General features: G+C 73.5%; 24 protein-coding genes. 18 read left to right on the top strand and 6 right to left on the bottom strand.

Annotation, left to right across the window (positions count from 1 at the left end):
- The first annotated feature begins 12 nt into the window (after positions 1 to 12).
- The 3 genes from ACFE7W_RS02220 to ACFE7W_RS02210 are packed head-to-tail and all read left to right on the top strand — an operon-like array spanning position 13 to position 2,261.
- Positions 13 to 1,038 (top strand): LLM class flavin-dependent oxidoreductase, encoded by a 1,026-nt coding sequence (locus tag ACFE7W_RS02220; protein WP_375423132.1) that lies wholly within the window; start codon positions 13 to 15, stop codon positions 1,036 to 1,038.
- A gap of 51 nt (positions 1,039 to 1,089) precedes the next feature.
- Complete coding sequence (locus ACFE7W_RS02215) at positions 1,090 to 1,803, top strand: thiamine phosphate synthase (RefSeq protein WP_375423131.1); 714 nt, start codon at positions 1,090 to 1,092, stop codon at positions 1,801 to 1,803.
- Positions 1,800 to 2,261 carry a ribonuclease domain-containing protein gene (locus tag ACFE7W_RS02210; RefSeq protein WP_375423130.1) on the top strand — a complete coding sequence of 154 codons (462 nt, stop codon included), beginning with the start codon at positions 1,800 to 1,802 and terminating at the stop codon, positions 2,259 to 2,261. Before ACFE7W_RS02215 ends, ACFE7W_RS02210 begins: the two co-directional genes overlap by 4 nt.
- 4 nt (positions 2,262 to 2,265) lie before the next feature.
- Here the strand turns inward: ACFE7W_RS02210 and ACFE7W_RS02205 are convergent, their stop codons facing one another.
- Positions 2,266 to 3,405, bottom strand: a complete 1,140-nt coding sequence (locus tag ACFE7W_RS02205; RefSeq protein ID WP_375423129.1) for a polyprenyl synthetase family protein — start codon at positions 3,403 to 3,405, stop codon at positions 2,266 to 2,268.
- A gap of 48 nt (positions 3,406 to 3,453) precedes the next feature.
- Between ACFE7W_RS02205 and metF the strand changes: the two genes are divergently transcribed.
- Positions 3,454 to 4,362 carry a methylenetetrahydrofolate reductase [NAD(P)H] gene (metF, locus tag ACFE7W_RS02200; RefSeq protein WP_375423128.1) on the top strand — a complete coding sequence of 303 codons (909 nt, stop codon included), beginning with the start codon at positions 3,454 to 3,456 and terminating at the stop codon, positions 4,360 to 4,362.
- Here the strand turns inward: metF and ACFE7W_RS02195 are convergent.
- Positions 4,328 to 6,553, bottom strand: coding sequence for a HelD family protein (locus tag ACFE7W_RS02195; protein WP_375423127.1), 2,226 nt, complete (start codon positions 6,551 to 6,553; stop codon positions 4,328 to 4,330). The two genes, metF and ACFE7W_RS02195, sit on opposite strands and share 35 nt — an antisense overlap.
- 47 nt (positions 6,554 to 6,600) lie before the next feature.
- Complete coding sequence (locus ACFE7W_RS02190) at positions 6,601 to 7,902, bottom strand: phytoene desaturase family protein (protein ID WP_375423126.1); 1,302 nt, start codon at positions 7,900 to 7,902, stop codon at positions 6,601 to 6,603.
- A gap of 92 nt (positions 7,903 to 7,994) precedes the next feature.
- Here ACFE7W_RS02190 and ACFE7W_RS02185 point away from each other — a divergent pair, with 92 nt between their 5' ends.
- From ACFE7W_RS02185 to ACFE7W_RS02155, 7 genes are all read left to right on the top strand, one after another.
- The gene (locus tag ACFE7W_RS02185) at positions 7,995 to 8,345 is read left to right on the top strand and encodes a SelT/SelW/SelH family protein (protein ID WP_375423125.1); all 351 of its coding nucleotides are present in this window, start codon (positions 7,995 to 7,997) and stop codon (positions 8,343 to 8,345) included.
- Positions 8,346 to 8,680: 335 nt separating this feature from the next.
- Positions 8,681 to 8,923, top strand: a complete 243-nt coding sequence (locus ACFE7W_RS02180; RefSeq protein WP_375423124.1) for a hypothetical protein — start codon at positions 8,681 to 8,683, stop codon at positions 8,921 to 8,923.
- Positions 8,899 to 9,327, top strand: a complete 429-nt coding sequence (locus tag ACFE7W_RS02175) for an SAV_6107 family HEPN domain-containing protein (RefSeq protein ID WP_375423123.1) — start codon at positions 8,899 to 8,901, stop codon at positions 9,325 to 9,327. Before ACFE7W_RS02180 ends, ACFE7W_RS02175 begins: the two co-directional genes overlap by 25 nt.
- Before the next feature lie 89 nt (positions 9,328 to 9,416).
- Positions 9,417 to 10,133, top strand: a complete 717-nt coding sequence (locus ACFE7W_RS02170) for a class I SAM-dependent methyltransferase (protein ID WP_375423122.1) — start codon at positions 9,417 to 9,419, stop codon at positions 10,131 to 10,133.
- Between the two features lie 7 nt (positions 10,134 to 10,140).
- Positions 10,141 to 11,355, top strand: a complete 1,215-nt coding sequence (gene dinB, locus ACFE7W_RS02165) for a DNA polymerase IV (RefSeq protein ID WP_375423121.1) — start codon at positions 10,141 to 10,143, stop codon at positions 11,353 to 11,355.
- Positions 11,356 to 11,541: 186 nt separating this feature from the next.
- Positions 11,542 to 11,940 carry a DUF3040 domain-containing protein gene (locus tag ACFE7W_RS02160; protein WP_375423120.1) on the top strand — a complete coding sequence of 133 codons (399 nt, stop codon included), beginning with the start codon at positions 11,542 to 11,544 and terminating at the stop codon, positions 11,938 to 11,940.
- A gap of 166 nt (positions 11,941 to 12,106) precedes the next feature.
- Complete coding sequence (locus ACFE7W_RS02155) at positions 12,107 to 12,892, top strand: alpha/beta hydrolase family protein (RefSeq protein WP_375423119.1); 786 nt, start codon at positions 12,107 to 12,109, stop codon at positions 12,890 to 12,892.
- Between the two features lie 29 nt (positions 12,893 to 12,921).
- On the opposite strand, the gene ACFE7W_RS02150 is transcribed toward ACFE7W_RS02155, so the two are convergent.
- Genes ACFE7W_RS02150 through ACFE7W_RS02140 form a run of 3 tightly spaced genes read right to left on the bottom strand, consistent with a single transcriptional unit; the run spans position 12,922 to position 17,362 of the window.
- Positions 12,922 to 15,138: a transglutaminaseTgpA domain-containing protein gene (locus ACFE7W_RS02150; RefSeq protein ID WP_375423118.1), complete on the bottom strand. Its 2,217-nt coding sequence runs from the start codon at positions 15,136 to 15,138 to the stop codon at positions 12,922 to 12,924.
- Complete coding sequence (locus tag ACFE7W_RS02145; protein ID WP_375423117.1) at positions 15,138 to 16,400, bottom strand: DUF58 domain-containing protein; 1,263 nt, start codon at positions 16,398 to 16,400, stop codon at positions 15,138 to 15,140. Before ACFE7W_RS02145 ends, ACFE7W_RS02150 begins: the two co-directional genes overlap by 1 nt.
- A 5-nt stretch (positions 16,401 to 16,405) precedes the next feature.
- Positions 16,406 to 17,362, bottom strand: a complete 957-nt coding sequence (locus tag ACFE7W_RS02140; RefSeq protein WP_375423525.1) for an AAA family ATPase — start codon at positions 17,360 to 17,362, stop codon at positions 16,406 to 16,408.
- A 405-nt stretch (positions 17,363 to 17,767) separates the two neighbouring features.
- On the opposite strand from ACFE7W_RS02140, the gene mraZ reads away from it, so the two are divergent.
- The 7 genes from mraZ to mraY all read left to right on the top strand — a co-directional run bounded on the left by mraZ (position 17,768) and on the right by mraY (position 26,352).
- Positions 17,768 to 18,208: a division/cell wall cluster transcriptional repressor MraZ gene (gene mraZ, locus ACFE7W_RS02135; protein WP_375423116.1), complete on the top strand. Its 441-nt coding sequence runs from the start codon at positions 17,768 to 17,770 to the stop codon at positions 18,206 to 18,208.
- Between the two features lie 208 nt (positions 18,209 to 18,416).
- The gene (gene rsmH, locus ACFE7W_RS02130; RefSeq protein WP_375423115.1) at positions 18,417 to 19,433 is read left to right on the top strand and encodes a 16S rRNA (cytosine(1402)-N(4))-methyltransferase RsmH; all 1,017 of its coding nucleotides are present in this window, start codon (positions 18,417 to 18,419) and stop codon (positions 19,431 to 19,433) included.
- Positions 19,430 to 20,179 carry a hypothetical protein gene (locus ACFE7W_RS02125; protein WP_375423114.1) on the top strand — a complete coding sequence of 250 codons (750 nt, stop codon included), beginning with the start codon at positions 19,430 to 19,432 and terminating at the stop codon, positions 20,177 to 20,179. Before rsmH ends, ACFE7W_RS02125 begins: the two co-directional genes overlap by 4 nt.
- Entirely contained in the window at positions 20,179 to 22,167 is a 1,989-nt protein-coding gene (locus ACFE7W_RS02120; RefSeq protein WP_375423113.1) for a peptidoglycan D,D-transpeptidase FtsI family protein, read from the top strand. Before ACFE7W_RS02125 ends, ACFE7W_RS02120 begins: the two co-directional genes overlap by 1 nt.
- A gap of 116 nt (positions 22,168 to 22,283) precedes the next feature.
- Positions 22,284 to 23,792, top strand: a complete 1,509-nt coding sequence (locus tag ACFE7W_RS02115) for a UDP-N-acetylmuramoyl-L-alanyl-D-glutamate--2,6-diaminopimelate ligase (protein ID WP_375423524.1) — start codon at positions 22,284 to 22,286, stop codon at positions 23,790 to 23,792.
- Positions 23,789 to 25,267: a UDP-N-acetylmuramoyl-tripeptide--D-alanyl-D-alanine ligase gene (gene murF / locus ACFE7W_RS02110; RefSeq protein ID WP_375423112.1), complete on the top strand. Its 1,479-nt coding sequence runs from the start codon at positions 23,789 to 23,791 to the stop codon at positions 25,265 to 25,267. The genes ACFE7W_RS02115 and murF overlap by 4 nt, the downstream gene beginning before the upstream one ends.
- A complete protein-coding gene (mraY, locus tag ACFE7W_RS02105) occupies positions 25,264 to 26,352 on the top strand; it encodes a phospho-N-acetylmuramoyl-pentapeptide-transferase (RefSeq protein WP_375423111.1) in 1,089 nt (362 codons plus the stop codon). The genes murF and mraY overlap by 4 nt, the downstream gene beginning before the upstream one ends.
- Positions 26,353 to 26,453 lie beyond the last annotated feature (101 nt).

The following is a 26,453-nucleotide window of genomic DNA, read 5'->3' as shown; positions in this document are numbered from 1 at the left end:
GAGGAGAGCGACATGGAGTTCGGACTGACCACCTTCGCCGAGATCAGCGAGGCCGGCGTCACGCCGGGGCAGCGGCTGCGGCAGGTCGTCGAGGAGGGCGTGCTGGCCGACCAGCTCGGCCTGGACGTGTACGGCATCGGCGAGCACCACCGGCCCGACATGGCCGCCTCGGCACCCGAGATCATCCTGGCCACGATCGCCGGGGCCACGAAGCGGATCCACCTGAGCAGCGCGGTCACCGTCCTCAGCTCGGCGGACCCGGTACGCACCTTCCAGAACTTCGCGACCCTGGACCTGGTCTCGGGCGGCCGGGCCGAGCTGATGGCGGGCCGCGGCTCGTTCACCGAGTCCTTCCCGCTGTTCGGCTACTCCCTGGGCGACTATGACGAACTCTTCGCCGAGAAGCTCGACCTGTTGCTGGCGCTACGCGAGGAGGGCCCGACCACCTGGTCCGGCCGCTTCCGGGCCGCTCTGGACGGCGTCGTCGTGCACCCCCGACCCGAGGGCCGGCCGCTGCCGGTCTGGGTGGCGGTCGGCGGCACGCCCAACTCGGTGGTCCGCGCCGGCACCCTCGGGCTGCCGATGGCCCTGGCCATCATCGGCGGCCAGCCCGCCGCCTTCGCTCCGCTGGCCGACCTCTACCGCCGCGCTCTCGCCCACGGCGGCCACGACCTGGCCACCCCGCTGGCGGTGCACAGCCACGGCTACCTCGACCGCGACGAGCAGCGGGCCCGAGCCGACTTCCTGCCCGGCTACCGCGCCAGCTTCGCCAGGCTCGGCCGTGAGCGCGGCTGGCCGCCCATGTCGGATGCGCAGGTGGAGGGCCTGATCGGCCCGGAGGGCGCGTTGTTCTTCGGCCACCCGGAACGGGTCGCGGACAAGATCGTGACGCTGCACGAGCGGCTGGGGATCAGCCGCTTCGAGCTGCACGTGAGCCACGTCGACCATGCGAAGACGATGCGCTCGATCGAGCTGTTCGCCACCGAGGTGGCGCCGCTGGTCCGCGAGCGCCTCGCCGCCGTCCCCGTCCCGGCCTGAGGGCTGCTGCTCGGCCCAGCACCGGCTGACGGCGACTACTAGGGTGAGCGCGTGACGGTGCTCCAGGGGCTCGAGGCCCGGCTGCGGTTGGCCCGGCTCTGCCTGGTGACCGACGCCCGCGAGGCCCGCGGAGACCTGGCCGACTTCCTCGCTGCCGCCTTCGCCGGTGGGGTCGACCTGGTCCAGCTGCGCCCACCCGGGCTGGGTTGGCAGACCGTGGAGATCGCGCGCCAGGCGGCCGCCGCCTCCCAGGGGATCGTCGGCCTGCGCGGGTCGGACGGGCTGGCGGGTGAGGTGCAGGCCGATCTGCTGCACCTCGGCCAGGCGGACCGCACCGGGGCGTCCGGTCGGCCGCACCCGTACGCGCTCCTCGGCCGCTCGACCCATGACCAGGCCGAGCTGGCGGACGCCGTGGCCGACGACGACCTCGACTACCTCACGGTGGGGCCGGTGTACCTCGGCCCCGACTCGGCCTACCCGGCCGTCGGACTGGAGCTGGTCCGGGCGGCCGCCACCGCCGCGCCGGTGTACGACATGGGCGCCAAGCCCTGGTTCGCCGTCGGCGGCATCACACCCGACACCCTGGCCGGCGTGCTCGAGGCCGGCGCCCGTCGGGTCTGCGTGTCCGCGGCGATCACCGAGGCGGCCGACCCGCGGGCCGCCGCCCGGACGCTCGCGACCGCCCTGCGGGACGCCTGGCGGGCCGACGCCGAGTCCGAGCGCTACACCTTCGCGGCCGCCGCCAGCCCCGGCCGCCGGCGGTGAGCCCCCGGGCCAGGGCGGTCGGGAGCGTCCTGGCGCTGGTCGTCCTCGGGCTGCTGTTCTACCTGCTCGGACCCGGCGACGACGGCACCTCCACCGCGAGGCCGGCCGCGACCGTCGTCGGCTCGGCCACCGTCGCCGGCTCGGCCACGGCGTCAGCCGGGCCGGACCCCGAGACGGGGCTCCCCCAGACCGCGCTGGCCTCGCTGCCCGTCGAGGCCCGGCGGACGGTCACCCTGATCGACCGGGGCGGCCCCTTCCCCTACCGCCAGGACGGCGCCGTCTTCGCCAACCGCGAGGGCCGGCTGCCCCGCCACCCGTCCGGCTGGTACCACGAGTACACCGTGGTCACCCCCGGCTCGGACGACCGTGGCGCCCGCCGGTTGATCACCGGCGACGGCAGCCGCCAGATCTTCTGGACCGCCGACCACTACGCCTCGTTCTCGCGGGTCCAGCGCTGACGGCTCAGAACACCCGGCGGACGGCAGCCTCGGCCAGCGCGGTCAGCCCCTGGCGCCCCGCGTCGGTCAGCTCGGCCGCCTCCAGCGCGACCAGGCTGCGCTGGTAGCCCTGCTCGATCATGGCCTCGACGGCGTCCCGGGCGCCCGAGTCGTCGATCACCTGCTGCAGCGCGGCCACCCCGGCGGCGTCGAGAGCCGGGTCGCCGAGCCGCTCCCGCAGCAGCTGCTGCCCAGCCGGGCCGGCGTGGGCGTACGCGTGGGCGATGAGCACGGTGCGCTTGCCTTCGCGCAGGTCGTCACCGGCTGGCTTGCCGGTCACCGTGCTGTCGCCGAACACCCCCAGCTCGTCGTCGCGGAACTGGAACGCCCGGCCCAGCGGTGACCCGTATGCGGCGAGCGCCGCCTGCAGCCGCTCGTCACCCCCGCCGAGGGCGGCCCCCAGCTGGCAGGGGCGTTGCACGGTGTAGCGCGCGGACTTGTACTCCACCACCCGTTCCGCCTCGTCGAGAGCCAGCGTCGGGTCCTCGCCCAGCGGGGAGGACTGGGCGACGATGTCGAGGTACTGCCCGCAGGTCACCTCGGTCCGCATGGTCTCCGCGATCGGCGTCGCCGCATCCAGCACCGCCGGGTCGAGCCCGCAGCGCTGCAGCAGCTGGACCGACCACATCACCAGCAGGTCGCCGAGCAGGATCGCCCCGGCGCGGCCGAACGCCGCCGGGTCGCCGAGACGGCCCGAGGCGGTGTGCTGGACCTCGAACTGACGGTGCGCGGCGGGCTGTCCCCGGCGGAGGTCGGAGCCGTCCATCACATCGTCGTGGACCAGGGCGCTCACGTGCAGCACGTCCAGGCTGGCGGCCGCCCGCAGCAAGGCCGTCGGATCCCCGGTCGGCAGGCCGGCCGCAGCGACGTAGCCCCAGACGCAGAAGGCGGGCCGGAGCCGCTTGCCGCCGGCCAGCAGCCGGGTCGCCAGGGACTGCACGGCGGCCAGCTCGGGTCCCATCGCGGCCAGCGCCGGGGCCTGCTCGTCGCAGAAGGTCGTCAGCACCCGGGCGACGGCGTCGGTGAACGCGGCCGAGAGCGGGGCCCCGGGCTGCAGCACGGCGGCGGCGTCGCGAGGAGCAGGGGCGGGGACGGCTGTGACCACAGGCCGAGCCTACGGAGAGGGGTGGGCAGCGCCACTAAGGTGGGGCGCATGTCCGGCCGTGCCCCCTCAGCCCTGCGGCAACGCCTGCCCACGATCGCGGAGGTCTTGGCGACCTCGACCCGGCCGCTCTTCTCGTTCGAGTTCTTCCCGCCGCGCGACGAGACCTCGTCCCGGCAGCTGTGGCAGGCCGTCCGCGAGCTCGAGTCGCTCGGTCCCGACTTCATCTCGGTCACCTACGGCGCGTCCGGGTCGACCCGCGAGCGGACCATCACCGCGACCGAGGCCATCGCCCAGAACACCACGCTGCGGACCGTCGCCCACCTCACCTGCGCCAGCCAGAGCCGCGACCAGCTACGCCGGGTGATCGGCTCCTACGCGGCCGCCGGGGTCCGGCACGTGCTGGCCATCCGCGGGGACATGCCGGGCGGGCCGACCGAGCCGTGGGTGCGTCACCCCGAGGGGCTGGCCAACGCCACCGAGCTGGTCGCGCTGGTGCGTGAGCTCGGCGACTTCTGCGTGGGGGTCGGCGCCTTCCCCGACCCGCACCCCGCCAGTGCGGACGCCGAGCTCGACGCCCGGATCCTGGTGGCGAAGGCCGAGGCGGGCGCGAGCTTCGCCATCACGCAGCTGTTCTTCGACGTCGCCAGCTACGTCAGCCTGGTGAGACGGGTCCGGGCGCTCGGCTGCGACCTGCCGATCATCCCGGGCATCATGCCGATCACGAACATCCGCCAGGTGGCCCGCTTCGCCGAGCTGTCCGGGGCCGACCTGCCGCGCACGGTCACCGAACGGGTGCAGGCCGTGGCCGACGACGAGCACGAGGTCCGGAGGGTCGGGATCCAGATCGCGACCGAGATGTCGGAGGCGCTGCTGGCCGCCGGCGCGCCCGGGCTGCACTACTACACCCAGAACCGCTCGCGGGCTACCCGAGAGATCTACGCCAACCTGCACCGCTAGCGGAGTCGAGAGTGACCAGCCGCTGGGTCGGCCGGGTCAGGGCCACGTAGAGCGAGCGCACGCCGCCCTGGGACTCGGCGACGATCCGGTCCGGCTCGACCACCAGCACGCCGTCGTACTCCAGCCCCTTGGACTGCAGCGAGGTGACCACGGCGAGCCGCGCGGCGCCCTCGAGGGCGGCCACGTCCAGGGTTGCCGCGACCTCGTCGGCGGTGGTCGGCGGGCAGATGACACCCACCGTCCCGGCCACCTCGGCCAGCAGGTCGCGCACGGCCGTCAGCACCGCGGCGTCCAGCCTGCCCTCCGGCGCCACGCGCAGGTCCGGCGCGACCCCGGTCGACCGGACGGCATTGGGCAGGTCGGCCTCGGGGTAGTCCTGGACGACCACGGCCGCGGCCAGCTCGAAGACCTCGGCCGGGCTGCGGTAGTTGGTGCTCATCCGGAACCGTCGGACCGGCGCGGTGCCCACCAGCTCCGACATGGCCCTGGCCGTCTCGGCCGGGTCCGGCCACGAGCTCTGGGCCGGGTCGCCCACGATCGTCCAGGACGCACTGGCCCCGCGGCGGCGCAGCATCCGCCACTGCATCGGCGTGATGTCCTGCGCCTCGTCGACCAGCACGTGGCTGTAGGTCTGGTACGGCAGCTCGAACGGGTCGACCTCGCGCGTCGGTGACAGCCGGTCGGCCGTGGTGACCACCTCGGCGTACTCCGCGTCCTCGGGCAGGAAGAGCGGCTCCTCGCGGTCCTCGGACTCCGGTACCGGTCCGAGCAGGTTGACCAGCTCGTCGAGCAGCGCGGCGTCTGCCACGGTCCAGGTGCCCCGGCGCGCGTGCTCGGTCGCGTCGGCGTAGCTCGTGGCGAGCAGGTCCTGCTCCTGGCTGGACAGCACGGGCTCGGACAGCCGGGACAGCAGCGCCCGGTCGCGGAGCCGGGCGAGAGCCTCGGGCGCCCCGACCGCCGGCCACCAGGCCAGGCAGAACATGGTGAACGCGGCCGTGTCGGTGACGGCGTCCTCGAACTCGTCGCGCTCCAGATCCAGCTCGGTCGGCCGTCCCCGCCACAGCGCGGTCAGGAGAGCCTTCTCCGCCGCCTCCCGGCCGGCGTTGAGCTTGTGGCGGGCCAGCACCTCCGCGCGGATCCGCGCCAACGCGTCCACGGCCAGCACCAGGACGTGACCCTTCAGGGTCAGTCGCAGCTCGAGCGGCACGGCCTGGGGCGGCTCGGCCACCAGCCTGCGCAGCACCCGGGCCATCCGCAGGCTGCCCTTCACGGCCGCGGTCGGGGCCGGGTCGACCCGCTCGCCGGCCAGTCTGACGACGTCGCCGGCCACGGCGCCGATCGGCCGCAGGGTCACCGACTCCTCGCCGAGGGAGGGCAGCACCCGCTCGATGTAGTTCATGAAGACCCGGCTGGGTCCGACCACCAGCACGCCACCGGACTCGAAGCGACGCCGGTTGGAGTAGAGAAGGTACGCGGCCCGGTGCAGCGCCACCACGGTCTTGCCGGTGCCCGGGCCACCGGAGATCAGCGTGAAGCCCTGGTACGGCGCGCGGATCGCCTCGTCCTGCTCACCCTGGATCGTCGCCACGATGTCGCGCATCGTGTGGCCACGGGCGCGGGACAGCGCGGCCATCAGGGCGCCCTCGCCGATCACCGGCAGATCGCTGTCGTCGGACCGGGAGTCCAGCAGGTCGTCCTCGATCCCGACGACGGCCTGCCCCTGGCAACGCAGCACCCGGCGCCGCAGGACCTGCATCGGCTCGGCCGGCGTGGCCCGGTAGAACGGCTCGGCCGCCCGGGCGCGCCAGTCGATCACCAGCGGCTCGTAGTCGGCGTCACGGACGCCGATCCGGCCCACGTAGCGGATCTCCCCGTCGGTGCGGTCCAGCCGGCCGAAGACCAGGCCCTCATGTTCGGAATCCAGCACGGCCAGCCGCTTGGCCGCCTGGAAGGCGAAGACGTCACGCTCGTACAGGCCGGTCCCGTCCTCCTCGCGCACGTAGGAGCCGCGGTCGGACTGGAACAGGGAACGGCCGGCGGACGCGACCTGCTGCGCGGTCCGGGTCGCCTCGGCGAGGCGGGTGTAGACAAGGTCGACGTGCGCCTGCTCGACGGCGAGCTCGCGCTCGACCAGGTCGTCAGCGCTCTCCGGCTGCTCGTCGGGTTCGGTCTCGCGATACGCAGAAGACAAGCTCGTTCGTCCTATCGCCGGAAAGTGGACGTCTCACTATATAGAGGTCACCTGTCCTCGGCGGCCGACAACCGGTCGTGACAGGCGTAGGAGGCCAGGGCGCCGGACAGGATGACCGAGGACGGCGCGCTGCCCGCCGGTGAGGAGGCGCTGGCCGTGTAGAGCCCGGGGAGATCGGGCACGACCGGTGGACGTCGGCGCCACTGGCGGAAACCGCGCCACGCCACGCCGGCCCCGGGGTCGGGCTGGGTGCGGGTGAAGTCGTGCCGGCTGACCAGGGTGCCCGCGGCCACCGGCCGGAGGTAGCTGATCACCGGGACGCCGCGGTCGGTGAGCGTGACCGTCTCGCGGACGCCCGCGCCGGGGCCGGGCCGCAGCTCGTGGGTCACCGTCGGCGCCTCGGCCGGGGTCAGTCGGCGGAGGTCTCGCCGCAGCCGGAGGGCCGCGTTCCCGGGCAGCAGGGCGCCGAGCCGGCGGGGGTCGGTGGTCACGACGACCGCGGCGGCGCGGGTCTCACCGCGGAGGGTGCGGACGCCGACGGCGCGGCCGGCCTCCACCAGGACCGCGTCGACCGGCTCGTCCGGGTGCAGCGCGACCCGCCGCAGCGCGAGCCGGGACGCGAGCGCCTCGGCGAGGACCGACGAGCGGCCCGTGTCCCCGGGGCGGTCGGCCGGGCCCTGGACCTGCCAGCGGCCGAAGGTGCGGCTGACCACCAGGTCGACGGCGACCCAGGCCGGCGTCCGTTCGGGGCTGGCGCCGTGCCGGTACGCGATGCTGCGGACCAGTGCCGTCAGGTGCGGCTCCGCCAGGCTCGCGGCGATCGTGGCCAGGTTGTCGCGGGCGCGCAGCCTCGCACGGACCGGACGGGGGAGCGGGCGGTGGTGCTCGAGCTCGCGCTCCAGGCCCAGGGGACGCAGTGTCTGCCAGACCTCGTCCAGCCCGTCGAGCAGGTCCCGCCAGCGGGCCGCCACGCCCGGTCCGTACGCCTGGCTCAGCACCGCGTACTGCTGGCCACGCTCGGTGGGCAGGTCGAGGGTAGACCCGTCGGCGAAGGTGTGGCGGACGGGCTCGGCCGGGACGAGAGCGTGCCCCGAACGCGCCAGCTCGGCCTCCAGCGGCCGTCCGCTCTTGCGGAACAGGTCCCGCCAGGGGGCGGGGAAGGCGAACACCCCGGGTGCGGCGTCGACCAGGCCGACCCCGGGCAGGTCGAACGCCTGCCAGTGCCCGCCGAGCGTGTGCTGCCGTTCGAAGAGCTGGACCGGGTGCCCGGCCTTGGCCAGCCGAGCGGCGGCGGCCATCCCGGCCAGGCCGCCGCCCACCACGACCACGGGATCGGAGGGGCGCGGCATGGCAGCAGCGTAGGTGGCCGGGTGGACGGGCCCCGGGTTCAGGCTCGAGTGCCACGCCCCGGGAGCCGGGACCCAGGTGCCAGGCTGGAGCCATGACTGAGCTGCCGACCGTTCCCGAACCCGCTCGGCCGCGGGTCGAGATCACCTACTGCACGCAGTGCCGCTGGCTGCTGCGGGCTACCTGGCTGGCCTCGGAGCTGCTCACCTCGTTCGGCACCGACCTCGGCGAGGTCGCCCTGCGGCCCGGTACGGGTGGGGTCTTCCGGGTCCGGGTGGCTGAGGAGGTGGTCTGGGACCGGAAGGTCGAGGGCGGGTTCCCCGAGCTCGGCCCGTTGAAGCGGCTGGTTCGCGACCGGGTCGCTCCCGGCAGGAGCCTCGGACACACCGACCGGGCGGCGGCGGCCGCCGCGCCGACGAGGACCGAGCCCCCGGAGACCCCTTGACCTGTCGGTGCCACCGTGTAGATTGATCCGTGTTCGAACAGGCGTTCCATTACCTCACCGGGAACCGGTGGGGTGACCGAGCCGGGGAAGGCTCACCGGGCCGCCTGAGGACATGGCAGCGGGTGTTCGCGGCACGCGCTCCTTGCGTGTCCCGGCGTGGACGGACCTCGACCCCCGTCCACGCCGGGGCTTCCGCCGGGCGGGCCGCCGCCCCAACCCCTGTCGACCACGTCCCCTGTCAACCACACCTCGAGGGAGAGTTCACCATGCCGTCCCCAGCCCCAGTCCGCGCTCGTCGACCTGCCCTCCCTGCCCACGCCACCGTCACCGCGGTTGTGGCTCCGGCTCCCCCCGAACCTGTCGAGGTCCGGGGACTCTCGGACGGGGCCGGACCGCCGACCCAGATCCTGTGGCGGAACGAGCTCTGGCTGGTGCGTGAGGCGCGTCCGGACCGGTGGGCTCCGGGGGCCGCGTCCTGGCGGGTGCTGGCCGGACAGGGCCCCGACCGTCCGCAGCAGACGTTCGGGCTCGCCTGCGACGAGGGCGGCCGCTGGTGGCTCCAGCCGGCCTCGACGTGAGCGGGAGCGGGCTGCCCGGGGACCTGGCGCGGGCCCGGGTCGCGCTGCTCGAGGCCGAGCGCACGGTCGCGCCCGACGACCGCTTCCTGGCCGGACACCTGGCTGCGCTGCGCGTCGCGGCTGTGGTCCTCGCGCTCGGCTCCTGCCCGGAGCGGATGCGGCGGCCCCGGAACGCCTGGCGCGCGGTGGCCGAGATCGCTCCGGGTCTGGCCGGGTGGGCGTCCTTCTACGCCGCGTCCGAGGACCGGCGCGACGCCGTCCGTGGGGGCCGGACCGGCGTGGTCAGCGCGGTCGAGGCCGACGAGCTGGTCCGCGGTACCGAGCGCTTCCTCGATCTGGTGGACCGGGCGCTGACCGTACGGTCGCAGGTCTGCGAGCCCGCCGCCGGGGCGGGTCGCCGGTGACGACGACGTGGCCGGTCGCCCGCCCAGCACTAGGCTGCGAGCCGAGACGGCCGGTCCTCGGCCGGCCGATCGTGTCCGAGGAGGGCTCCGTGGCTGAGTACCGACGACGTCGGCCCGACTCCTCGACCTTCGTACTGGACCTGCTGGCCGAACAGCTGGACGCCCTGGCGCCGGACGGCGGTCGCAGCCATGACGTCGTCGACCTCGGCGGCGGTACCGGGGGAAGCGCCACCGCGTTGGCTGGCCGCGGCCACCGGGTGACGGTGGTCGAGCCGAGCCCGGACGCACTGGCCTCGCTCGAGCGCCGGACCGCTGAGGCTGGCCTGACGGGCCGGATCACCGGCCGGCAGGGCGATGCGGCCGACCTCCTCGACCTCCTCGGCCCGGCCAGCGCCGACGTGGTCGTCTGCCACCGGGTGCTCGATGTGGTGGACTCCGCCGCCGACGCGCTCGCGGCGATGGCCGCGGTGCTCCGTCCGGGTGGTCTGCTCAGCCTGCTCGTCGCCCAGCGCGACGCCGCGGTGCTCGCTCACGCGCTGGCCGGTCACCTTGCACTGGCTCGCCAGACCTACGCCGACCGGAGCCGCTTCGACCACGGCTCGGTCGTCCGGCTGGTCGAGGCGGCCGGGTTCACCGTGGTCGCCAGCCACGGCGTAGGGGCCATCGCGGCTCTGGTGGCCGAGTCGGTCCTCGACGCCCAGCCGGGCGCTCGCGCCGACCTGGCCGCACTCGAGTCCGAGGTGAGCCAGGACCCGGCCTTCCGGGCCCTGGCGCCGCACCTGCACGTGCTCGCCCGGGTCGACTGACGCCGCCGTGGCTGAGGCTGGGAGAGCTGGGGGCGGTGAGTCGGAGCGGTCCGACGCGCCGGTCCCCGTGATCATGCACGTCGACATGGACGCGTTCTACGCCTCCGTCGAGCTGCGCCAGCGACCCGAGCTGCGAGGTAGGCCGGTCATCGTCGGAGGCTCGCACCGCGGGGTGGTGCTGTCGGCGACCTACGAGGCCCGGGCGTTGGGCGTCCGCTCCGGTATGTCGTCTGGGCAGGCCCGCCGGTTGGCCCCCGGTGCGGTCTTCCTGCCGCCGGACTTCGACAGCTACGGCGAGGTGTCCCGGGCCATCGTCGCGGTCTTCGCCGGGGTCTCGGCCGCGGTGGAGTCCGCCTCCATCGACGAGGCCTTCCTCGACCTCACGGGCAGCCTGCGGATGTACGGTCCGCCGGCCGCGATCGGCGAGCGGCTCCGGGCCACGGTGGCCGACGAGCAGGCGATCACCTGCTCGGTGGGCATCGGGCCGTCGAAGTTCGTTGCCAAGGTGGCCTCGCGGGCCGCCAAGCCGGACGGTCTGGTCGAGGTGCTGCCCGAGGACGTCGTGGCCTTCCTGCACCCGATGCCCGTGCAGGCGATGTGGGGGGTCGGGGTGCCCACCGCCCGTAGGCTGTACGGCCTCGGCATCGAGACGGTCGGCGAGCTCGCCCACGCCCCCGCCTCGACCTTGCGCCGGGCCTTCGGGCCGCACGCCGGCCGGGGTCTTCAGGAGCTGGCCTGGGGACGGGACCGGCGGCGGGTGGTGGCCACCCAGCCCGAACGCAGCATCAGCTCCCAGGAGACCCTCGGTCGCGACACCGACGAGCCGGAGACCGTCCGTCGGGAGCTGCTGCGGATGGCGGACCGGACCAGCCGGCGGATGCGCAAGGCGGGGCTGGTCGGCCGGACGGTCGCGGTGTCGCTGCGGTTCGCCGACTTCACCGAGGTGACGCGCTCGGTGACGCTGGCGACGCCGACCGACGTGACCGAGGAGGTCTACGGCGCTGCCGTCGCCCTGTACGAGCGGATGGGCCTGACCCGAGCCCGGATCCGGCGGGTCGGCGTCCGGGTCGAGGGCCTCGGGCCGGTCCGACGGGCCTACCGTCAGCCGCAGCTGACCGACCCCGAGCACGGCTGGCAGGAGGCCGACCAGGCCGTCGACGCGGCCGTGCGCAAGTTCGGTCCGACCGCCGTACGGCGTGCCGCCTTGACTCGTCCGCGCTAATTCCTGGTATCCGTTTCGCTTGGCCTGATCGCCACCTAAACTGGCCTTCGACTCTCCCCACCAGGGCAGGTCGTCTGGCCACGAAGTGTCTCGAGCATCGTCGGTACGCAGTCCTGCCGTCGAGTCCCTAGATTTGGCGCGTACCATGACGGCGGAGCGAACGACGAGACTGGCGGGAGGTGGCCGATGGCCCTCTCAGACGAGGAGCAGAGGCTTCTCGAGCAGATGGAAGCGGCCTTGGCCGCCGAGGACCCGAAGCTGGTTAACGCACTTCGGGGGACCGGCGTACGCCGGGTGCACCGCCGGCGTGCGGCCCTGGCGGGCGTCGGCTTCTTCGCGGGACTGGCGCTGCTGGTGGTCGGCATCTCGACCAACCCCGTGGTCAGCGTCCTCGGCTTCGTCGTGATGGTGGCGGCCGCGGTCACCGCGATCTACTCCTGGCAGCACGTGGGCACCAGCGCCGACCTCGGCCGGTCCCACGACCGGGCCAAGACGGCCCAGGGCTCCCGGCCCGCGGACAACCAGGGTTTCATGGACAAGATGGAAGAGCGCTGGCGCAAGCGCCGCGACGAGTCCGGCTTCTGACTTCACGGCTTCCCAGGACGCACCTGCTCAGTGAGCGGGTGCGTTCTGTCGTTCCGGGACGGCGCGGTTGAGACGGCGGGCGCTCCTGGCCGGCGTGGTCGGTGGCGCGGGCGCCTGGGCCTCCGGCTGCTCGGCCGGCACCACCGCACCAGCCGAGGAGAGCCCGATGCCTGCGACCTTCACCTACGGCGACCACCCCAGCCAGTTCGCCGAGCTCTCGCTGCCTGAGGGCGAGGGTCCCGTACCCGTCGTGGTGGTGGTGCACGGCGGGTTCTGGCGGACCGGGTACGGGGCCGAGCTGGGCCGGCCGCTGGCCCAGGATCTCCGTGGCCGGGGCTGGGCGGCGTTGAACGTGGAGTACCGCCGGGTCGGCAGCAGCCGGCAGGCCGGTGGCGGCGGCTGGCCGCGGACGATGCTCGACGTCGCAGCCGCGGTCGACGCTCTGGCCACCGACGGACAGCGGCTCGCAGCCGACCGACTGCAGCTCGACCGGGTGGTCGGGCTCGGGCACTCCGCCGGCGGTCAGCTCGTCGGCTGGCTGGGTGCGCGGCCCGGCCTGCCCGCCGGCGCTCCGGGGGCCGGCCCGGTGGTCCGGCTGCGCGGGCTGGTGGCCCAGGCCGGCGTGATGGACCTGGCTGGCGCCGCCCGCGACGGGGTCGGCGGAACGGCCGTCCCCGACCTGATGGGCGGCGGGCCGGACGCCGTGGCCGACGCCTACGCTCTCGCCTCGCCCCTGGCGCGACTGCCGCTCGGTGTCCCGACGGTCTGCGTGCACGGAAGAGCGGACAGCAACGTGCCCCTCAGTCAGTCCGAGACGTTCACCGCCGCCGCCCGCGCGGCCGGCGACGACAGCCGGCTGAGCACCTTCGCCGGCGACCACTTCGCCCCGATCACGGTCGGAACCCCCGCCTGGACCCTCTGCACCAACGCTCTGACCGGCCTGCTGGCCTGAGTCAGGCCGGGCTGGGCTACGAGCCCGGGTCAGAGCTCGCGGGCGCCGCGGCGGAAGAGAGAACGGGGGACCAGCAGGCCGAGGACCCGTCGGCGCCGGCTGAGGGGTGCGGCGAGGCCGCGCCGGATCTCGTCGGTCAGCTGCGGTACCAGGGCCGCCGCGGCGGCGTCGTCGAAGCGACGGGAGTACCTCGACCGCTCGACCAGGGTTGCGACCTGGCCCATCGCGGCAGACTCCTCGGCGTCGAGCCGGTGTGCCACCTCGGCGCTGATGACGTGCGGGGAGCCGCTGGGCCAGGAGCCGCCGTAGTCGAGCACCGTGTCGCGGATCTCCGCCCACGCGGCCTCGACCTGGTCATCAGCCAGCTGTCCGGCAGCCAGCCGGGCGCTTCGCCGTCGTACCCGGACGGTGGCGGGAGCGGCCAGCAGCAGCAGCACCAGCAGTCCGACGCCCGAGCCGGCCAGCGTCTTGCCCCACGGGAAGGTGGCGGTGTCGCCCGAAGTCGTACCCGGGTCGACCGGCGCCTGCGTCGCCTGCGCGCTCGCCGACGGCTCGTCCTCCGAGGGCTTGACGCTCGGCTCCTCCGACGGCTTGGTGCTGGGTCCGTTCGACGTGTCCACCGTCCAGGGCGGCGCCGAGCCGGTGACGCTGCCGGGGGTGGGCTCGAAGCGCACCCAGCCGTAGCCGGCGAAGTACAGCTCAGGCCAGGCGTGCATCTCGCGGATCGAGACCCGCCAGGTGTCGCCGTCCTGCTTGCCCGGCAGGAAGCCGACCGAGACGCGCGAGGGGATGCCGGCGATCCGGGCCATCATCGCCATCGAGGCGGCGAACTGCTCGCAGTACCCGCGCTTGTCCCGCAGCAGGAAGTTCTCCAGCGCCTTGTAGCCGTTGCCCGGCAGCGGCCTGACGTCGTAGGTGAAGGCGCCGCTGCGCAGGTACGCCTGGATGGCGGCGGCCTTGCCGGCCGGGGTGTCCTCGCCGCGGACGACGTCCTGGGTGAGGGTGATGAGGTCCTGAGGCAGGTCTTTGGGGATCGCGCCCGTGATGGAGGCGTCGAGCGGGGTGCCGGCCACGGCCTTGTCCAGCTGCGCGGCGCTCGGGGTCACGTCCACGCTGGTGACGCTGTAGGTGAGGTTGCGCAGGGCCGAGGCCTGGTTGGCTCCGTTGACCACGGTCAGGGAGTTGGCGTCGTAGCGCCAGTCCCCGGCGGCGTTGAAGCCGCGCGGGGCGTAGGGCATCGGGAGGTACTGCGAGGCGAAGTCCTTGACGCTGATGGTGACGTTGCGCTGCTCGCCGGTGGTGTCGCTCAGCCCGGGCACCGCCGGTAGCTGGTTGCCGGTGTTGAGCCTGATCTGCACGTTGCCCCAGCCTGAGGAGTTGAACTGGGGCAGGGAGGCCAGCCGGAGGTAGAGCCCGCCCGGTGCGTCGGTGCGGTAGTCGATGACCTCCTTGTCCTGGGGCTGGTTCAGGTTGCGCCGCAGATCCAGACTCGGGTCGGTCAGCTGCAGCGGCCCGTCGCCGCCCGCGCCGTTGCCGATGCCCAGGCCGGACAGGCTCAGCGTCGGCAGCAGGGAGCCGAGCACCAGGGTGCCGATCAGGGCGGGGACGCCGATCAGGGTGGCCGCCCGCCAGACCACCGGGGTCGCCCCCACGGTCTCGGCGGAGTCGCGCGAGAGACCGCGGGTCCAGCGGCCGGTGGTGTTCAGCCCGTCGGCGATCAGCACGGCCAGGTAGCCGATCGCGACGAGCAGGAAGCTCCGCACCCCGGTGTCGGTGCCGAGGCCGATCGCCGGGACCAGGAACAGGGCCGCGAGCGGGGCGATCGTCCAGGCCGGACGGCGCAGACCCGTAGCCAGCAGGTCGGTGATGATGAGCAGTGCCGCCACCGCGGTGGCGAAGATCAGGATGACGCCGTCGTTCGGGTCCATCGGCGTGCCCTGGGTCTGCATGTGCTCGACGCCGCCCTGCCACAGGTCGAGGTAGTGGAGGTACCAGGGGTCGCCCGTCCAGGACAGGGTCAGGCTGAGCGCGGCGCTGAGCAGCGCGCCGATCAGGACCTGCACCGACAGCACGGCGGCGGCGGAGAGCCGGGCACGGTGCAGCAGCGCCGACGCCACCCCGAGGACGAACAGGAAGCCCCAGCTCGCCCCGAGGTAGCGCAGGTCCGAGGTCAGCGGCACGAGGGTGAACCCGGCGAGGAACAGGGCGAGGACGACGGCTGCGGTGGTCCGGTCGCTGGCGCGCATCAGGCCACCGCCCGCAGCTCGCCGAGGGCGGCCCATGCGTCCGCGACCCCCAGGCCGCGCGGCACGTCCACCACCCGCCACGCGTTCTCGCGCAGGATCTGGCCGGCGAGCTCGTGCTCGGCGCGCTGCCGGGGGCTGGCCGGGGTGTCGGCGAAGGTGTCCACATCCAGCATCAACGCCATGCCCTGGGAGCGGTTCCGCTGGAGCCGCAGCAGCGTGTGCGCGTCCGCGGCGTCCATCCGTCCCAGCACCGCCACCACCAGCTGGCCGGCCCGCTCCTCAGCGGCCGACTGGACCGCGTAGTGCAGGCTCGAGGTCACCTTCGGGGTCAGGTCGGTGAGCCGGCTCATCACCAGCTCGGCCGACGCGGAGCTGTGCTGGCCCATGCTGCCGGTGATGTGCAGCGGGCCGTCGGCCTCGAAGATCTCGACGCTGTAGCCCTGGTCGAGGAAGTGCAGGGCCACCGAGGCCGCCGCCGAGATGGCCCACTCGAGCGAGCTGTGCAGACCGCGACCGGCGTGCGCGCCCACCCGGGAGTCCAGCACCAGGTTCGCGCTCGGGTCCCAGGCCTGCTCCTCGCGCCGCACCATCAGCTCGCCCCGGTGCGCGGTCGAACGCCAGTGGATCCGCCGGACCTCGTCGCCCTGGCGGTACTCCCGGACCAGGGAGTCGTCCTGCCCGACCACCCCGATCCGGTGCGGCCGGGCCTCCCCGGTGCTGCCGCCCCCGCCGGAGGCCCGCATCGGCCCCAGCGCCACGACCTGCGGGGTGACCATCACGTCGCTGGTGGCGACGAACTGCCGGTCCAGCTGCACCAGTCCGAACGGGTCGGTGGTGCGGACCATCAGCGGACCTGTCGTGAAGCGGCCGCGCACCCGGCCGAGCAGCGGGTACTCGACCTCGCGGCGCCAGCTCAGGTCGGCCTTGTCCACCAGGAAGCGGGGCCGCAGCCCCAGCTCGCGGGGGACCGAGTCCTCCAGCATCAAGATCCCGGCCGGCAGCCGTCCGTCCTGGCCGAGGGTGATCCGGCCGCGCATCGGCGAGCCGAGGGGCACCTCGGCGGGCTCGATCGCCCGTTCGCAGGACAGCCGCAGCCGGGCGCGGGAGACCATCACGGCCGCTACGGCGGGCAGGGCGAGCAGCAGCAGGGCGAGCCGCATGATGTCGCGCTGGCCGGCGACCATGGCGGTCAGCAGGCCGACGACACCGACGACGACGAAGAAGCGGCCCCGGGGAGTGAGCAGCCGCCAGGGGCGTCCCACCGGACTCAGACCCGGCCCGTGGCACCGGCTCGCGCGGCGGGGCCGGGCCGGTCGGGCAGGCGGACCGAGGAGACGGCCGCGGCGATGATGTCGGTCACCGTCCGGCGGGCCAGCTGGGCCTCGGTCGAGAGCAGCACCCGGTGCGCGAGCACCGAGACGCCGAGGGCGGCGACGTCGTCGGGGCTGACGTAGTCACGGCCGGCCAGGGCGGCGTACGCGCGGCTGGCGCGGAGCAGCTGCAACGTGGCCCGGGGCGAGGCGCCGAGCCGGAGGTCACGCGAGTTCCGGGTGGCGTTCACCACCTGCACGAGGTAGTGCTTGACGGCCGGGCTCACGTAGATCGTCTTCACCGCGTCGATCAGCCCGCGCAGGGTCGCGGCGTCGGTGACGGGCGAGAGGTCGTTCAGGGGGTCCGCCGTGCCGTGCGACTCGAGCATGTCGAGCTCGGCGCTGGGCGTCGGGTAGCCCATCTCGATCCGGGCCATGAAGCGGTCGCGCTGGGCCTCGGGGAGGGGATAGGTGCCCTCCATCTCGATCGGGTTCTGGGTCGCCACCACCATGAAGGGCGCCTCGAGCAGGTACGTGGTGCCGTCCACGCTGACCTGGCGCTCCTCCATCGACTCGAGCAGGGCGGACTGCGTCTTCGGTGAGGCGCGGTTGATCTCGTCGCCGACGACGATGTTGGCGAAGATGCCACCCGGCTTGAACTCGAACTCGCGGGTCTCCTGGTTGAAGATCGAGACCCCCGTGATGTCGGAGGGGAGCAGGTCGGGGGTGAACTGGATCCGGCGGACCGAGCCGGCGATGGAGCGGCCGAGAGCCTTGGCCAGCATGGTCTTGCCCACGCCCGGCACGTCCTCGACCAGCAGGTGGCCCTCGGCGAGCAGCACCGTCAGAGCCATGTCGACCGAGCTGCGCTTGCCCTCGATCACCGACTCGATGGCCGCGCGCACCTGTCCCATCACCGCGACGACGTCACCGAGGGAGTAGGCGTTGCCTGCCTCGTCGAGGTCGGTCTTCTCGTAGCTCAGACTCACGCCTGCCTCCGTCCGGTGAGGACCCCGCCGGCGTCGATCCGCACGTCGTATGCGTCCCCGCGCCGCGCGCGGGCGTCAGCTCCGTCGCGGTCGTGGTCATCGTATGCGTCCTCTGATCGGGACGCTGCCAAACCCTACGCGGTCCTTCAGCACGCCAGCCGGGGTCGGAAGAGCCACCGGTGGGGTGTCCGGCGTGCTCAGGGGGTGCAAGTGGAGGGAAGTGGAGTAGAGTGGTGGAAATTGGAGCACGCGGGGGCGTATCGACCGGGTCACGGCCCGACCGGGTACCGGCTCGAGACCGACTGACTGACGGGCGAGGGAGGTGCAGCCGTGTTCCTGGGCCTGCACACCCCGAAGCTCGACGAGAAGGGACGACTGATCCTGCCCGCCAAGTACCGCCCGAACCTGGCCGACGGCCTGGTCATCACGCGGTTCCAGGAGCGTTGCCTGGCGATCTGGCCGATGGCGACCTTCGTCCGGCTGGCGCAGTCGGTCGGGGGCTCCTCGTCCAGCCAGCAGGTGCGGGACTACCAGCGGATGCTGGCCGCCGGCGCCTCGGACGAGACGCCGGACAAGCAGGGCCGGATCACCATCCCGCCGCACCTGCGGGCGTACGCGGGGCTGGACAAGGAGTGCGTGGTCTCCGGCGTCTTCGACCGGCTGGAGGTCTGGGACCCCGCCAGCTTCGAGCAGTACCAGCAGGACAAGGAAGCGGGCTTCGCCAGCTTCGACGAGGGCGGCTTTCCCCAGTCCGTCCGCACCACCACCTAGCTCCACCGAACGAGCAGCACCACCCAGCAGGACAGCAGGACCAGCACCACCCAGCAGGACCAGCAGGAGATCGAGTACGCGCGGCGCGTGTGCAGAGGCTTCAACCCGAGGGTCCGACACCCTGGCGCACCTTCCCCGGTGCCAGGTGGTCGATCCGGGCCCCGGGTTGAAACCCCCGCACACGGGTCGTCTGAGCTGAAGGGTCGAGATGTCGCCGTCGGACGAGCGGGTGCACGTGCCCGTGATGCTGTCCGAGGTGGTGGCGTTGCTCGCGCCGGCACTCACCCCGGCGGATGCCGACGCCGACGCCGACGCCGCTCCCGTCCTGGTCGACGGCACCCTCGGCCTGGCGGGGCACGCGGCGGCGCTGCTGGAAGCCTGCCCGCAGGCCCGACTGATCGGCCTGGACCGCGACCCCCAGGCGCTGGCCCGGGCGCGGGTCCGCCTCGCCCCCTACGCCGACCGGGTGACGCTGGTCGAGGCCGTCTACGACGAGCTGCCGGACGTTCTGGCCGACCTGGGTCACCCTCGCGTCCAGGGGGTGCTGCTCGACCTCGGGCTGTCCTCGCTGCAGATCGACGACCCAGCCCGCGGGTTCGCGTACGCCCAGGACGCCCCGCTGGACATGCGGATGGGACGGCAGCAGCTGACCGCCGCCGAGGTGCTGAACACCTACAGCGCGGCGGAGCTGGCCCGGATCCTGCGTCGTTACGGCGAGGAGCGCTTCGCCGACCGGATCGCCCGCCGGGTCGTCGAGGCCCGCAGCAGCGAGCCGTTCACCAGCTCCGGCCGGCTGGTCGAGCTGCTGTACGCCGCCATCCCCGCCGCCACCCGCAAGACCGGCGGCCACCCGGCCAAGCGCACCTTCCAGGCCCTGCGGATCGAGGTCAACGCCGAGCTGGCCGCGCTCGAGTCCGTGCTGCCGAGCGCCGTCGCGGCCCTCGCGATCGGAGGCCGGATCGCCGTCCTGGCCTACCACTCGCTGGAGGACCGGCTGGTCAAGCAGCTGCTGGCCGTCCGCTCGACCGACCGGGCACCACGCGACCTGCCGGTCGTGCCGGCCGGGATGGGTCCCGAGCTCCGGCTGCTCACCCGGGGGGCCGAGCGCCCCACCCCGGAGGAGTCCGCCCTCAACCCGCGCGCCGCATCGGCGCGGCTGCGGGCCGCTGTCCGTATCGACGAGCCCGGCCCGAGGGGTCGCTCGCACCAGGAGGTAGGCGCATGAGCGCACTGTGGGCACCGGTCGCACCCGGGCAGCTCGGGACCGGGGAGCTCGAGACCGGAGAGCGCCGGACCGGGGCGGACCGGCGTACCGGACGGCTGCGTGCCGTCCGGACCCCCGCCGGCCGGCTTCCCCGCGCGCCTTTCCTGCTGGTGCTGATCGGTGTGTTCGGCTTGGGCATGGCCGGTCTCCTGATGCTGAACACCACCCTGCAGAACCAGGCCTTCGCCTCCCGCACGCTGGACCGTCAGGCCACCGAGCTCGCGTACACCCAGGCCGACCTGGAGAACCAGATCGACGTGGTCTCCGCCGTTCCCGAGCTCGCGCGGCGCGCCTCAGAGCTCGGGATGCGGGCCAACCCGTACCCCGCGCTGCTGGTGGTCCCCAGCGGCAAGGTGATCGGGCCGGCCGCGCCGGTCGAGGGCGACGAGTTGAAGAGCCTGATCGTCTACACCCCGGCAGAGATCGCCGCGAACAAGGCCGAGGCAAAGGCGAAGGCGGCCGCCAAGGCAGCCGCGAAGAAGGCGAAGGCGAAGGCGGACGCAATCGAGGCGAAGGCCAAGGCCCTGCAGGCGGCGAAGAAGGCCAAGGTCGAGGCCGCCAAGGCCAAGGCGGCGGCCGCAGCGAAGGCCAAGGCCGAAGCGGCGGCCAAGAAGAAGGTCGCCACCGCCAAGAAGGCCGCCACAAACGACAAGACCACGAGCACGAAGAAGAAGGCGACCACCTCCACCGCGGCGGGGCACGGCTGATGCCGGAGCGCCGTCCGCACCCCAGCGCGCCGAGCCGGACCACCACCCGCCCGGCCGCGGGCTCGCATGGGGGAGCCCATCAGCCCCGCGCCGACGGGCGCACCGAGCGTCCGCTCCGTCAGCCGCGGTCCGGGGCTCGCCCGCCCGCCCGGGGCTCATCGGGTCGGGGTTCCTCAGCGACCGGCTCGGCCCGTTCGTCCTCGGCCCGCAGCGGCGCAGCCCAGCTGCGGTCGCGCTGGGGCCACCAGCTCGCGACCCTGCGGCTGCCGCTGGCCCCGTCCGGCCGCCGGCTGCACGCCGTCCTGCTGGTCGTGGCCGTCGGGTTGTCGCTCTGTGCCGGCCGCCTGCTGCAGCTGCAGGGGTTCGACTCCTCGGCCTACGCCGCGACGTCGACGGACCAGTTCACCCGCACCCTGCCGCTGCTGCCCTCGCGCGGGGAGATCACCGACCGGAACGGGGCCGTGCTCGCCTCGACCCAGCCGGCGGTCGCGGTGACGGCCGACCCGACCCTGACCCTCAAGAACGCCGTCGAGATCGCCGGGATCCTCAGCCCGTACCTCCAGATGTCGTCCGCCGACCTGCTGCCGCTGCTGACCAAGCCGAACACCCACTTCGTGTACCTGAAGAAGCAGGTCCCGGCCCTCACCTACAGCCGGCTCTCCTCGGACCTGTCCAACCGGGGCATCTACGGGGTCTTCCGCGAGAGCGACCCGATCCGTACCTACCCGGCCGGTTCGACCGCCGCCTCGGTCGTCGGCTTCGTCAACGGGGCCGGAACCGGCGTGGCCGGGATCGAGAGCGAGCTGAACTCCTCCCTCGCCGGGGTGGAGGGCAAGGAAACCTACGAGAGCGCGCCGAACGGCAACAAGATCCCGCTCGGGGGGAGCTCGCTCACGCCGGCGCAGAACGGCGTGGACGTCCAGCTCACCATCGACTCCGAGCTGCAGTACACCGCGGAGCGCCGGTTGGCGGCCGCGGTCGAGAAGACCGACGCCGACTCCGGGTTCGCGATCACCCTGGACGTGAAGACCGGGGAGGTGCTGGCGATGGCCAACGTGCCGACGTTCGACCCGGGGAACCTGACCGCGAAGGACCAGGACGACCGCGGGAACCGCGCCGCCGCCGCGACCTACGAGCCCGGCAGCGTGGAGAAGGTGCTGACCTCGGCCGCGTTGCTCGACTCCGGTGCGGTGACCATGAAGACCCACGTGAAGATCCCGAACCGGCTGTCCTCGGGCGGCGCCATGATCAAGGACCACTACGAGCACGAGGAGCTGCACTACAACCTCCGCGGCGTGGTGGCCAAGTCCCTCAACATCGGCACCGCCCTCCTGACCCGGCAGATCAGCAAGCAGCAGCTGCACGACTACCTGGTCAGCTTCGGTCTCGGCCGCCCGACCGGCATCGAGGTGCCGGGTGAGGCGTCCGGGATCATCCCGTCGGCCACGATGGACGACGCCCAGCGGGACCGGGTCGCCTTCGGCCAGGCGCTGTCGGTCACGGGCGTGCAGGAGGCGGCGGCGATCGCGGGCATCATCAACGGCGGCATCTACAACCCGCCCACGCTGGTCAAGAGCCAGACCACCGCGTCCGGGACTGAGCTGGCGAACCCGCAGAGGAACCCACGGCGGATCGTCTCGGCCGCCACCTCGGCGTCGGTGCGTGACCTGATGGCCGCCGTGGTCGACAACCAGCAGAACCTGGCGATGGACGCCTACGACACCGGCGGCAAGACCGGCACGGCCCAGCTGGCGAACTCCAAGTGCCACTGCTACCCGAAGGGCAGCTACGTCACCTCCTACGTGAACTTCGCGCCCCTGAACGACCCGAAGCTGATGACCTACGTGGTGCTCACCCACCCCCGCAAGGGTGACACCGGCAGCGGGACCGCCGGACCGGTCGTCCTGGACGTGATGAACCAGGCCCTGCCGCGCTACTCGGTGGCCCCGGACAAGACCATCCGCAAGCCCCTGCCGATCTCGTGGTGAGCCGTCGCGGCACCCGTCCGGGCGTCCTCCGCCGGCTGCGCCGCCCCTCCGGTCGGTAGCGTCGGACCGTGCTCCCTGCTCCGGTCCCCACGCTGCGGCCGCGTGCGGCCCGTGCGGTGCCGCTCCAGGTCCTCGCGACGCTGGCCGGGTCCTCGGTCGATGCCCGTGACGCCGCCGTCGAGGTCAGCGGGATCACCCTGGACTCGCGGTTGGTCGCGCCGGGCGACCTGTACGTGGCCCTGCCCGGGCAGCGCCACCACGGCGCCACGTTCGGTGCCGCGGCCGCCGAGGCGGGGGCGGTCGCGGTGCTGACCGACCCGGCGGGGCTGGACCTCGCGACACGGGCGGGCCTGCCCGTGCTCGTCGCGGATGCCGTCCGGGCGGTGATGGCCCAGGTCGCGGCCGAGGTCTACGGCCGGCCCGCGGAGCGGCTGACCATGTTCGGCATCACCGGCACGAACGGCAAGACCACCACCAGCTTTCTGCTCGACGCCGCCCTCCGCGCGGCAGGTCACCGCACGGGCAACGTCGGCACCATCGGCTTCCTGCTCGACGGCCGGCCTCTGGACGCCGCCCGGACCACCGTCACCACGCCGGAGTCCCCCGAGCTGCAGGCGCTGCTGGCCCACCTGGCCGAGGCCGGCGCCGATGCGGTGGTGATGGAGGTCTCGTCGCACGCGCTCGTGCTCGGCCGGGTCGACGCGATCGACTTCGACGTGGCCGCGTTCACGAACTTCGGCCGGGACCACCTCGACTTCCACGGTGACGAGGAGTCCTACTTCGCCGCGAAGGCCCAGCTCTTCACCCCTGCCCGGACCCGGCGGGTGGTGCTGAACCTCGACGACCCGCGCGGTCGGCAGCTGCTGGCGCAGGTCCGTCGTACCTCCGAGCTGGAGGTGCGGACGGTCTCGCTGCTAGACGACGGGGCCGACTACCGCGCGTGCTCGACCCGGCTGCTCCCGGACGGGGAGACGGCCGTCGTCGCCATCGCCGGAGGTCGCGAGGTCACCTTCACCCTCCGGCTGCCCGGGGACTTCAACGTCCGCAACGCCCTGACCGCCCTGGCCATGGTCGAGCTCGCCGGCTTCGACGTGACGGCGGCCGCGGCGGGCCTCGGCGGGGCCACGGTGCCCGGCCGGATGGAGCGGGTGCCGATGCCCGCCGGCGCCCCGGCCGTGGTGGTGGACTTCGCCCACACCCCGCAAGCGGTCGCCGCGGCCCTGCGCGCCCTGCACGGGCGGCGCTGCGTGGTCGTCCTCGGCTGCGGTGGGGACCGGGACCCGGACAAGCGGGCTCCGATGGGCGCTGCGGCCGCCGCCGACGCCGCGGTGGTCGTGGTGACCGACGACAACCCCCGTTCGGAGGACCCGGCCGCCATCCGCGAGATCGTGCTCCGGGGGGCGCGAGCCGAGGCGGGCCTGCGCGGCGCCCGGGTGATCGACGGCGGGGACCGGCGGAGCGCCATCCGGCAGGCCCTGGCCCTGGCCGGCCCGGACGACGTGGTCGCCGTCCTGGGCAAGGGGCACGAGACGGGCCAGCAGGTCGGTGCGCAGGTGCTGCCCTTCGCGGACGCCGCGGTGGTACGCGAGGAGTGGGACGTCCTGAGCCGGGAAGGTCCCTCGTGATCCCCGTGGCGCTGGGCGACCTGGTGGCCCTGCTCGGCGTCCCGCTGACGGCGGGCGACCCGGCCGCGCTGGTGACGTCGGTGGTGGCCGACTCCCGTGCGGTGGGTCCCGGCGCCCTCTTCGTCGCTCTGGTGGGAGCTCGGGTCGACGGTCATGACCACGTCCCCGGCTCCCTCGGACAGGGGGCCGTGGCCGCGCTGACCAGCCGGGACGTGCCGGGTGCACCGTGCCTGGTCGTCGAGGACCCGCTGGCCGCGCTCGGCCGGATCGCCCGCCTCGTCGTCGACCTCGGCGCGGGTCAGGGTGGCTCGGCCGGTCTGCAGGTGGTCGGCATCACCGGCTCGCAGGGCAAGACCTCGACCAAGGACCTGCTGGCCCAGGTGCTGGAGGCGGCCGGCCCCACGGTGGCACCGGTCGGGAACCTGAACAACGAGCTCGGCGTGCCGCTGACGGCCTGCCGGGTCGCGCCAGAGACCCGCTTCCTGGTGGCCGAGCTCGGCGCCCGAGGGATCGGCCACATCGCCTACCTCTGCCAGGTCGTGGCACCCCGGGTCGGGGTGGTGCTCAACGTCGGCCAGGCCCATGTGGGGGAGTTCGGCGGTCAGGACGCCATCGCCCGGGCCAAGGGCGAGCTGGTCGAGGCGCTGCCGGCTGAGGGTTGGGCCGTGCTCAACGCCGACGACCCGCGGGTCTGGGCGATGCGGTCCCGGACCCCCGCCGACGTGCTCGCCTTCTCCATCCGCGGTGCTCCCGACGGCCCCGGGCTCTGGGCCGGGGACTCGACCGCTGACCGGCTCGGCCGGCACCGCTTCCGGCTGCATGCGCGGACGGCCGGCGGGGCTGAGGAGCGGGCCGAGGTGGCGCTCCGGCTGACCGGCCGGCACCAGGTGGCCAACGCCGTCGCCGCCGCGGCCGCCGCCACCGCGGTCGGCCTGGAGCTGGGCGTGATCGCCGACAGGTTGAGCCGGGCCGGGGCCCGGTCCCGGTGGCGGATGGAGCTGGTCGAGCGCGCGGACGGCGTGGTCGTCATCAACGACGCGTACAACGCGAACCCCGACTCGATGCGGGCGGCCGTGTCCACCCTGGCCGAGCTGGGCCGGTCGTCCGGGGGCCGGACCTGGGCCGTGGTCGGGGACATGCTGGAGCTCGGCGACACCGCGTCCGCCGAGCACGCGGACCTCGGCCGGTACCTCGTCGAGCAGCACGTCAGCCGCATCGTCGCGGTCGGCGAGCACGCGGCGGGGATGGTCGACGCAGCGCTGGCGGCCGGCGCCGACCCGGCGTCCGTGCTGGCGACCACGGACAAGCAGCAGGCCCTCGCCGCCGTCCGCGCCCGGCTGGCGCCGGGTGACGTCGTGCTGGTCAAAGCCTCGCGTGGCTTAACCTTGGACACCGTGGCCGAGGCCCTGACGGTCTCCGCCGGGTCTGGGGAGCCACGTGACCAGCCGACCGCCCGCAGTGAGGATCCCGCGTGAAGACCATCGTTTTCGCGGGTTCGCTGGCTCTGCTCGGGACGCTGCTGGGCACCGCGCTGGCCATCCGGGTGCTGGTCCGCAAGGGCTACGGTCAGCTGATCCGCGACGACGGCCCCACCTCCCACCACGTGAAGCGCGGCACGCCGACCATGGGCGGCCTGGTGATCATCGCCGCCGTCCTCGTGGCCTACTTCGGCTCGCACCTGCTGACCTGGACCGTGCCGTCGGCCTCGGCGATGCTCGTGCTCTTCCTCTTCGCCGGGCTCGGCGTCGTCGGCTTCGCCGACGACTACATCAAGATCAGCAAGCAGCGTTCGCTGGGCCTGCGCAGCAAGGCCAAGATCGCCGGCCAGTCGGTCGTCGCGATCATCTTCGCCCTGCTGGCCCTGCAGTTCCCCGACGAGCGCCACATCACCCCCGCCTCGCCGGCCATCTCCTTCCTCCGCGACGTCAGCTGGCTCGACAAGCTGCCGATCGTGCTGGTCGTCGTCTGGGTGATGCTGCTGATCGCCGCCGCCAGCAACGGGGTCAACCTCACCGACGGTCTGGACGGCCTGGCCGCAGGCGCCTGCGTGATGATCTTCGGCGCCTACGCCTTGATCAACATCTGGCAGTACAACCAGTCCTGCGCCTACACGGCCTCCGCCGGGCCCAAGTGCTACGAGGTCCGCGACCCCTACGACCTGGCGGTGGTGGCCATCGCCCTGGCCGGCGCCTGCTTCGGCTTCCTGTGGTGGAACGCCGAGCCCGCCAAGATCTTCATGGGCGACACCGGCTCGCTCTCCCTCGGCGGCGCCCTGGCGGGGATGGCGATCTTCACCCGCACCGAGCTGCTGCTCTTGATCCTGGGCGGTTTGCTGGTGATCGAGGTCGGGTCGGTCATCCTGCAGACCAGCTACTTCAAGCTCACCCGCCGGATCACCGGCACCCCGCGCCGGCTCTTCAAGATGACCCCGTTCCACCACCACTTCGAGCTGCTGAACTGGGCTCAGGTGACCATCGTGATGCGCTTCTGGATCATCGCCGGCCTCTTCGTCTCCGCCGGCCTCGGCATCTTCTACGCCGAATGGGTGGCGGGAACGTGATGTTTGGTCCTCGCTCCGCTCGGACGTGCCCGGCGCTCAGACCCGCCGGTGTCGTCGCTCTTCGCGGGACGGAAAGCGTGTCCCGCTCATCACTCCTCCAT

The sequence above is a fragment of the uncultured Friedmanniella sp. genome (assembly GCF_964244285.1).
In the GTDB taxonomy this organism is placed as follows: Bacteria; Actinomycetota; Actinomycetes; order Propionibacteriales; family Propionibacteriaceae; genus Microlunatus.
This window is presented reverse-complemented; position numbering and strand designations above follow the sequence as displayed.

What these genes read in the sequence shown, in the direction of transcription:
- ACFE7W_RS02150 (WP_375423118.1), bottom strand. Translation starts at nt 15,138, where the DNA reads ATGCGCGCCAGCGACCGGACCACCGCAGCCGTCGTCCTCGCCCTGTTC.
- rsmH (WP_375423115.1), top strand. Translation starts at nt 18,417, where the DNA reads ATGTCGCCGTCGGACGAGCGGGTGCACGTGCCCGTGATGCTGTCCGAG.
- ACFE7W_RS02190 (WP_375423126.1), bottom strand. Translation starts at nt 7,902, where the DNA reads ATGCCGCGCCCCTCCGATCCCGTGGTCGTGGTGGGCGGCGGCCTGGCC.
- ACFE7W_RS02125 (WP_375423114.1), top strand. Translation starts at nt 19,430, where the DNA reads ATGAGCGCACTGTGGGCACCGGTCGCACCCGGGCAGCTCGGGACCGGG.
- ACFE7W_RS02185 (WP_375423125.1), top strand. Translation starts at nt 7,995, where the DNA reads ATGACTGAGCTGCCGACCGTTCCCGAACCCGCTCGGCCGCGGGTCGAG.
- ACFE7W_RS02160 (WP_375423120.1), top strand. Translation starts at nt 11,542, where the DNA reads ATGGCCCTCTCAGACGAGGAGCAGAGGCTTCTCGAGCAGATGGAAGCG.
- ACFE7W_RS02155 (WP_375423119.1), top strand. Translation starts at nt 12,107, where the DNA reads ATGCCTGCGACCTTCACCTACGGCGACCACCCCAGCCAGTTCGCCGAG.
- ACFE7W_RS02120 (WP_375423113.1), top strand. Translation starts at nt 20,179, where the DNA reads ATGCCGGAGCGCCGTCCGCACCCCAGCGCGCCGAGCCGGACCACCACC.
- metF (WP_375423128.1), top strand. Translation starts at nt 3,454, where the DNA reads ATGTCCGGCCGTGCCCCCTCAGCCCTGCGGCAACGCCTGCCCACGATC.
- ACFE7W_RS02140 (WP_375423525.1), bottom strand. Translation starts at nt 17,362, where the DNA reads ATGGGACAGGTGCGCGCGGCCATCGAGTCGGTGATCGAGGGCAAGCGC.
- ACFE7W_RS02220 (WP_375423132.1), top strand. Translation starts at nt 13, where the DNA reads ATGGAGTTCGGACTGACCACCTTCGCCGAGATCAGCGAGGCCGGCGTC.